Source organism: Actinoplanes sp. KI2, from assembly GCF_025630775.1.
GTDB lineage: Bacteria > Actinomycetota > Actinomycetes > Mycobacteriales > Micromonosporaceae > Actinoplanes.
In genome coordinates, this window is record NZ_JAOSZE010000011.1 from 206,947 (window position 1) to 213,144 (window position 6,198).

6 protein-coding genes and 1 pseudogene are annotated in these 6,198 nt (G+C 70.4%); 6 read left to right on the plus strand and 1 reads right to left on the minus strand.

The genetic code is table 11. The annotated features are described in order from the left end of the window. The first annotated feature begins 20 nt into the window (after positions 1–20). The 4 genes from gmk (at position 21) to metK (ending at position 3,662) form a co-directional block, all read left to right on the plus strand. A complete protein-coding gene (gmk, locus tag ODJ79_RS14185) occupies positions 21–620 on the plus strand; it encodes a guanylate kinase (protein ID WP_263023879.1) in 600 nt (199 codons plus the stop codon). A gap of 13 nt (positions 621–633) precedes the next feature. Continuing rightward, positions 634–897: a DNA-directed RNA polymerase subunit omega gene (rpoZ, locus tag ODJ79_RS14190; RefSeq protein ID WP_071807772.1), complete on the plus strand. Its 264-nt coding sequence runs from the start codon at positions 634–636 to the stop codon at positions 895–897. Positions 898–1,178: 281 nt separating this feature from the next. Then, positions 1,179–2,396 carry a bifunctional phosphopantothenoylcysteine decarboxylase/phosphopantothenate--cysteine ligase CoaBC gene (coaBC, locus tag ODJ79_RS14195; RefSeq protein ID WP_263023880.1) on the plus strand — a complete coding sequence of 406 codons (1,218 nt, stop codon included), beginning with the start codon at positions 1,179–1,181 and terminating at the stop codon, positions 2,394–2,396. 75 nt (positions 2,397–2,471) lie between these two features. Next, positions 2,472–3,662 carry a methionine adenosyltransferase gene (metK, locus tag ODJ79_RS14200; protein WP_263023881.1) on the plus strand — a complete coding sequence of 397 codons (1,191 nt, stop codon included), beginning with the start codon at positions 2,472–2,474 and terminating at the stop codon, positions 3,660–3,662. Positions 3,663–3,708: 46 nt separating this feature from the next. Here the strand turns inward: metK and ODJ79_RS14205 are convergent, their stop codons facing one another. After that, positions 3,709–4,491 (minus strand): class I SAM-dependent DNA methyltransferase, encoded by a 783-nt coding sequence (locus ODJ79_RS14205; RefSeq protein ID WP_263023882.1) that lies wholly within the window; start codon positions 4,489–4,491, stop codon positions 3,709–3,711. A gap of 90 nt (positions 4,492–4,581) precedes the next feature. Between ODJ79_RS14205 and ODJ79_RS14210 the strand changes: the two genes are divergently transcribed. Both ODJ79_RS14210 and ODJ79_RS14215 read left to right on the plus strand, forming a co-directional pair. Then, positions 4,582–5,178 carry a TetR/AcrR family transcriptional regulator gene (locus ODJ79_RS14210; RefSeq protein WP_263023883.1) on the plus strand — a complete coding sequence of 199 codons (597 nt, stop codon included), beginning with the start codon at positions 4,582–4,584 and terminating at the stop codon, positions 5,176–5,178. A gap of 52 nt (positions 5,179–5,230) precedes the next feature. Further along, positions 5,231–6,198: pseudogene (locus ODJ79_RS14215) on the plus strand (primosome assembly protein PriA); the annotation flags it as partial.

Consider the following 6,198-nt stretch of genomic DNA (forward strand, 5'->3'; position numbering starts at 1 on the left):
TGTTGAATGAGCCTGTGAGCATGGATGACGACGCGCGCCCGGCAGCCCGCCTCACCGTCCTCTCCGGCCCGTCAGGGGTGGGGAAAGACAGCGTGATCGAGCTGATCCGGGCGCGCTCGCCTTGGATCAAGCTGTCCGTGTCGGTCACGACCCGGAAGATGCGTGACTACGAGACCGACGGCGAGCACTACCACTTCGTGACCCGCCCGGAGTTCCAGCGACTGATCGACGGCGGTCAGCTGCTCGAGTGGGCCGAGTTCGCCGGCAACCTCTACGGCACGCCCCGGGCGCAGGTCGAGGGTTGGCTGGGCCAGGGCCGGCCGGTCCTGCTCAAGATCGATCTGCAGGGCGCGCGCCAGGTCCGGGCCGCGATGCCCGAGGCACAGCTGGTGTTCCTCGCGCCACCGAGCGTCGAGGAGCTCAAGCGCCGCCTGGTCGGCCGCGGCACCGACGACGAGGAGACGATCCGCCGTCGCCTGGCCCACGCCGACGAGGAACTGGCCGCCGAGAAGGAGTTCGACCGAACGGTGGTCAACGACTTCGTCGAGCGTGCCGCCGACGAGCTGGTAGGATTGCTCGGTTCATCGTTTCTGACACCCGCGCAAGCCCCAGACCACTAAGGATTGTTGAACAGTGGGAACCATCGCGAACCCCGAAGGCATCACCAACCCGCCCATCGACGAGCTGCTCGACAAGACCTCGTCGAAGTACTCTCTGGTGATCTTCGCGGCCAAGCGTGCCCGCCAGGTGAACGCCTACTACAGCCAGCTCGGCGAGGGCCTTCTGGAGTACGTCGGCCCCCTGGTCGAGACCACCCCGCAGGAGAAGCCCCTCTCCATCGCCATGCGTGAGATCAACGCCGGCCTGCTCACGGCTGAGGCCACGGATCAGCCGTAGGGTGCAGTCTGTCCGCGGAAAGCGCGGACCAAAGGACGGCCGATCCATACCTGCTCCGGGGGCCGAGCCCCCGGAAACCCCACGGATCGGTTGTCGCGCTGAGGGGCGGCGCTCGCGGTGTCGCAGGCTCGGCATTGACCAGCCGCGAGCACCACGCCGCGCGGCCCCGGATGGGCCCGGGTTGTCCGCGCCGTCCGTAGGGCCAGGCGCCGGCGAGTGCACAGCCACACAAGTCGTGGGTGATCCCGCGTCCCCGGGAGGGGCGCGGGATCATTGCGTTTATGACTGAGGTCGTGCTGGGGGTTTGTGGCGGTATCGCCGCGTACAAGGCGTGTGAGCTGTTGCGGCTGTTCACCGAGTCGGGGCACGGGGTGCGGGTCGTGCCGACCGCGTCGGCGCTGAAGTTCGTGGGGGCGCCGACCTGGGCGGCGCTGTCCGGGCGTCCGGTGGCCACCGAGGTGTGGGACGACGCACACGAGGTGCCGCACGTGCGGATCGGTCGGAAAGCCGACTTGGTGGTGGTGGCGCCCGCCACGGCCGACCTGCTCGCCAAGGCCGCCCACGGCATCGCCGACGACCTGCTCACGAATACCTTGCTCACGGCCACCTGCCCGATCGTGTACGCGCCGGCCATGCACACCGAGATGTGGGAGAACCTCGCGACGCGTGCCAATGTGGCTACCTTGCGTGAGCGCGGGGCGATCGTCATCGAGCCCGCTGTGGGCAGACTCACCGGCGCCGATACCGGCAAGGGCCGGCTGCCCGACCCGGAGACGATCTTCGAGCTGGCTTTGCGCGTACGCAAACGGGGTCTTGATCTTGATCTCGGGGGGCGGCACGTCGTGGTGACCGCCGGTGGAACGCGCGAACCGCTCGATCCAGTGCGATTTCTCGGAAACCGGTCATCGGGTAAGCAGGGTTACGCGCTCGCCAAGGCGGCGGCGGCGCGTGGGGCGCGAGTAACGTTGGTTGCGGCGAACGTCACGCTGCCCGATCCCGCGGGCATCGAGATCATCCGGGTCGGCACCACGGAAGACCTGCGTGCGGCCGTGATCAAAGTGGCCGGTGACGCCGACATCGTGGTGATGGCGGCCGCACCTGCCGACTTCCGGCCGGCGTCGGTCGCGCACCAAAAGATCAAAAAGACCGATTCCGGTACGCCCGAGCCCATCACACTCGTGACGAACCCGGACATCGCCGCCGAACTCGGTGCGAACAAGCGGCCCGGCCAGGTGCTGGTCGCGTTCGCGGCCGAGACGCACGACGCATTGGAGAACGCGAGGGCTAAGTTGACCCGCAAACGTGCCGACCTGATCGTGGTGAACGAGGTGGGTGCGGACAAGGTCTTCGGCGCCGATCACAATCAGGTCACCATGCTCGGCGCGGACGGGAGCACGACAACTCTCGGTGAACTCCGCAAAGACGATGTGGCCGATATGATTTGGGATCGGGCGATCGGCGTCCTGGAGTCCCTGGTCGGTGACGGTGGGACGACCTAGCACCCGGGTGACCGCAGCCCTGCGTGGTGACTACACTCTCGCGATACGTTGTATTCGACAAAGCTGAGGAGCACCGTGGCACGCCGCCTGTTCACCTCCGAGTCGGTCACGGAAGGCCACCCGGACAAGATCGCTGACCAGATCAGCGACGGCATTCTCGACGCCCTGCTGGCCCAGGACCCGCGCAGCCGGGTCGCGGTGGAAACGCTCATCACCACCGGTCAGGTCCACGTGGCCGGCGAGGTCACCACCCAGGCGTACGCCGACATCCCGAGCATCGTGCGCGACACGATCCTGCGCATCGGGTACGACTCGTCGAAGAAGGGCTTCGACGGCGCCTCCTGTGGCGTGAGCGTCTCCATCGGCGCCCAGTCGCCGGACATCGCGCAGGGCGTGGACAGCGCCATCGAGCTGCGTGAGGGTGACTCCGAGCACGCTCTCGACGCGCAGGGCGCCGGCGACCAGGGCATGATGTTCGGCTTCGCCTGCTCGGAGACGCCCGAGCTGATGCCGCTGCCGATCGCGCTCGCGCACCGCCTGGCCCGTCGCCTCTCGGCGGCCCGCAAGGACGGCACGATCCCCTACCTGCGCCCGGACGGCAAGACCCAGGTCACCATCGAGTACGACGGCCTGCGGCCGGTCCGCCTCGACACCGTCGTGGTCTCGTCGCAGCACGCGGCCGACATCTCGCTCGAGTCGCTGCTCACCCCCGACATCCGCGAGCACGTGATCGCGCCCGAGCTCGAGGGCCTCGGCATCAGCACCGAGGGCTACCGCTTGCTGGTCAACCCGACCGGCCGCTTCGAGATCGGCGGCCCGATGGGCGACGCCGGCCTGACTGGTCGCAAGATCATCGTCGACACCTACGGCGGGTACGCCCGGCACGGTGGCGGCGCGTTCAGCGGCAAGGACCCGTCCAAGGTGGACCGTTCCGCCGCGTACGCGATGCGCTGGGTCGCCAAGAACGTGGTGGCCGCCGGCCTGGCCGAGCGGTGCGAGGCGCAGGTGGCCTACGCCATCGGCAAGGCGCAGCCGGTCTCGCTGTTCATCGAGACGTTCGGCACCGAGAACGTGCCGGTCGAGCGGATCGAGAAGGCGATCGGCGAGGTCTTCGACCTGCGGCCGGCCGCGATCATCCGCGACCTCGACCTGCTCCGCCCGATCTACCAGCAGACCGCGGCGTACGGCCACTTCGGCCGCGAGCTGCCGGAGCTGCTGTGGGAGAGCACCGAGCGCGCGCAGGACCTGAAGAGCGCCGCTGCCTGAGCGGATTTCGGAAACGCCCCGGGTCGATCCCGGGGCGTTTCCGCGTTCATGCCCGCTTTGCCGCCACGGTCAGCGTGCTGTAGTGGACGGTCAGCGTGCCGCCGGCGGCGTCGATCGCCTCGCCGCTGGCCGTGAGCAGCTCGGCCAGGGTGTGCGGGGGCAGCCGGGAGGCGCCGCCGAAGGTCGGCAGGACACTCAGCCACTCGTCGCGGGTGTAGCTCAGCTCCCAGTCGATCCGCCACTGTTCGTGCGGGGCGAAGCTACCGGAGTCCCGGAGGCCGGCGATCGCGGTGTCGAGGATCGCCTGGTAGGCCTCGGCCATCGGGATCTTGGCGGCCCACGGGTTCGGGAAGTCCGGGACGATCCGGGCATTGACCGCGGCGAAGGCCTGCTTGATCGCCGGCGACACGTCGAAGACGTTCCACATAAGGGCGATCAGCCCGCCGGTTCCGAGCACTTCCGCGGCCTTGACCGCGCCGGCGACCGGATCGATCCAATGCCAGGTCATCGCGGCGACGAGCGCGTCGAAGCGGCGACCCGCCGGGTCCCACTCCTCGAACCTGGCGGTCTCGACGGCGAGGCCGTGCGTGCGGGCCTGGGCGGCCATCCGGTCGTCGACCTCGATGCCGAGGACCTGGCAGCCGTACGCCCGGAGCTGCCGGGCCGCGATGCCGGTGCCGATGCCGACATCCAGGAACGCGGGGCCGGGGCTCGCCTCGACCACTCGCTTGATCATGGCGTCCGGGTAGCTCGGGCGGCCCTTGTCGTACCGCTCGGCATCGGCGCCGAAGGACTCCGCGACGTGGCGCTGCCGGTGGATGTCGCTCATCGGGTCAGCCTCCCGTTCTCGCTATAGTGGGCACGCGCCCACCTTAAGTGGGCACACGCCCACTATTCAACGTTTCGCTAGGGGGCCGCGGTGCCGACCGGTGTGGCGCTTCGCGACGTACGCGAGCAGTTGTTCGCGGCCGCGGAGCGGATCCTGCTGCGGGCCGGCCCGCACGCGCTGACCAGCCGGGCGGTGACCGCCGAGGCCGGCTGCGCGAAGGGGGTGCTGCACAAGCACTTCGCCGACTTCGACGCGTTCCTCGCCGAGCTGGTGATGGACCGGACCGCCCGGCTCGAGACGGAGGCGGCGGAGCTGCTCGGGAAGGCCGGCACCGGCACCGTGGCCGGCAACCTGCGCCCGGTGCTGGACGGCCTGTTCGGGTCGGTGGCGGTGGCGATCGTGAGCCTGGTCATCTTCCGGGACGACCTGCGGACCCGCTTGCGCGAGCTGCGCGGCGCGCCCGGGTTGCCGCTGCTGACCGAGGCGGTGGCGATGATCTCTCGGTATCTCGAGGCCGAGCAGGACCTGGGCCGGGTGGCGCCGGGCGCCGACGTCACCTCGGTGGCGGGCATGCTGATCGGGACGGGCCATCTGATGTTCGCGGACCGGTCGGCGACATCGCCGGCGCCGTCTTCGGCGGAGGTGGACCGGATGATGGCGGCCGCGCTGGCCGGCGTCGTTCGGTGACGGCCTTTGATCTTGCGGGAATTGTCGGCGGGTCCCGGCAAGATGGTGGGCGATGAGTAGCAGGAGCGCACGTGGCGAGCGGGTGCCGGCCGAGCGGTTGCCGGTGGCTCGGGTCTGCGTCGACGTGCCGTTGCCCCATCTTGATCGGCCCTTCGACTATCTGGTCTCGGCCGCCGACGACGAGGCGGCTCAGCCCGGGGTGCGGGTCAAGGTGCGCTTCGCCGGGCAGCTGGTGGCGGGATATCTGCTCGACCGGGTCGAGTCGTCGCCGCACGAGGGCAAGCTCGCCTATGTGGACAGGGTCGTCTCGCCCGAGCGCGTGCTCGATCCGGAGGTGGCGCGGCTCGCCCGGGCGGTCGCCGACCGATATGCCGGAAATCTGTGCGATGTGCTGCGGCTGGCGGTGCCGCCGCGGCATGCGCGGGTCGAGGCGCAGGCGGCCACGACCGCCCTGCCGTCCCCTGGGGACGACGGGCCTCCGGACACGTTGCGCCCGCCCGCTTCCGACGGCTGGGATTCGTACCCGGCGGGGCCGGCGTTCCTGCGGGTCCTGGCGGACGGGCGGTCGGCCCGAGCCGTCTGGGGCGCCCTGCCGGGGGAAGACTGGGCGGCTCGGATCGCCGAGGCGGCCGCGGCCACCGTGCTGGCCGGCCGGGGTGTGGTGATCGTCGTCGCGGACGCGCGTGATCTCGACCGCGTCGACCGCGCGCTCGGCGCCGTGCTGGGTGAGGGGCGGCACGTCGCGCTGAATGCGGCGCTGGGCCCGGCCGAGCGGTACCGGCGGTTCCTGGCGGCCGGCCGGCATCGGGTCTCGGTGGTGGTGGGCACCCGGGCGGCGATGTGGGCGCCGGTCGCGAAACTCGGGCTCGTGGTGATCTGGGATGACGGTGACGACCTGCACGCCGAGCCCCGGGCGCCCTATCCGCACGCGCGGGAGGTGCTGCTGACCCGGGCCAGCCTGGCGGACTGCGCGGCGCTGGTGGCCGGGCACACCCGCACGGGGGAGGCGCAGCTGCTGCT

What these genes read in the sequence shown, in the direction of transcription:
- coaBC (WP_263023880.1), top strand. Translation starts at nt 1,179, where the DNA reads ATGACTGAGGTCGTGCTGGGGGTTTGTGGCGGTATCGCCGCGTACAAG.
- ODJ79_RS14205 (WP_263023882.1), bottom strand. Translation starts at nt 4,491, where the DNA reads ATGAGCGACATCCACCGGCAGCGCCACGTCGCGGAGTCCTTCGGCGCC.
- gmk (WP_263023879.1), top strand. Translation starts at nt 21, where the DNA reads ATGGATGACGACGCGCGCCCGGCAGCCCGCCTCACCGTCCTCTCCGGC.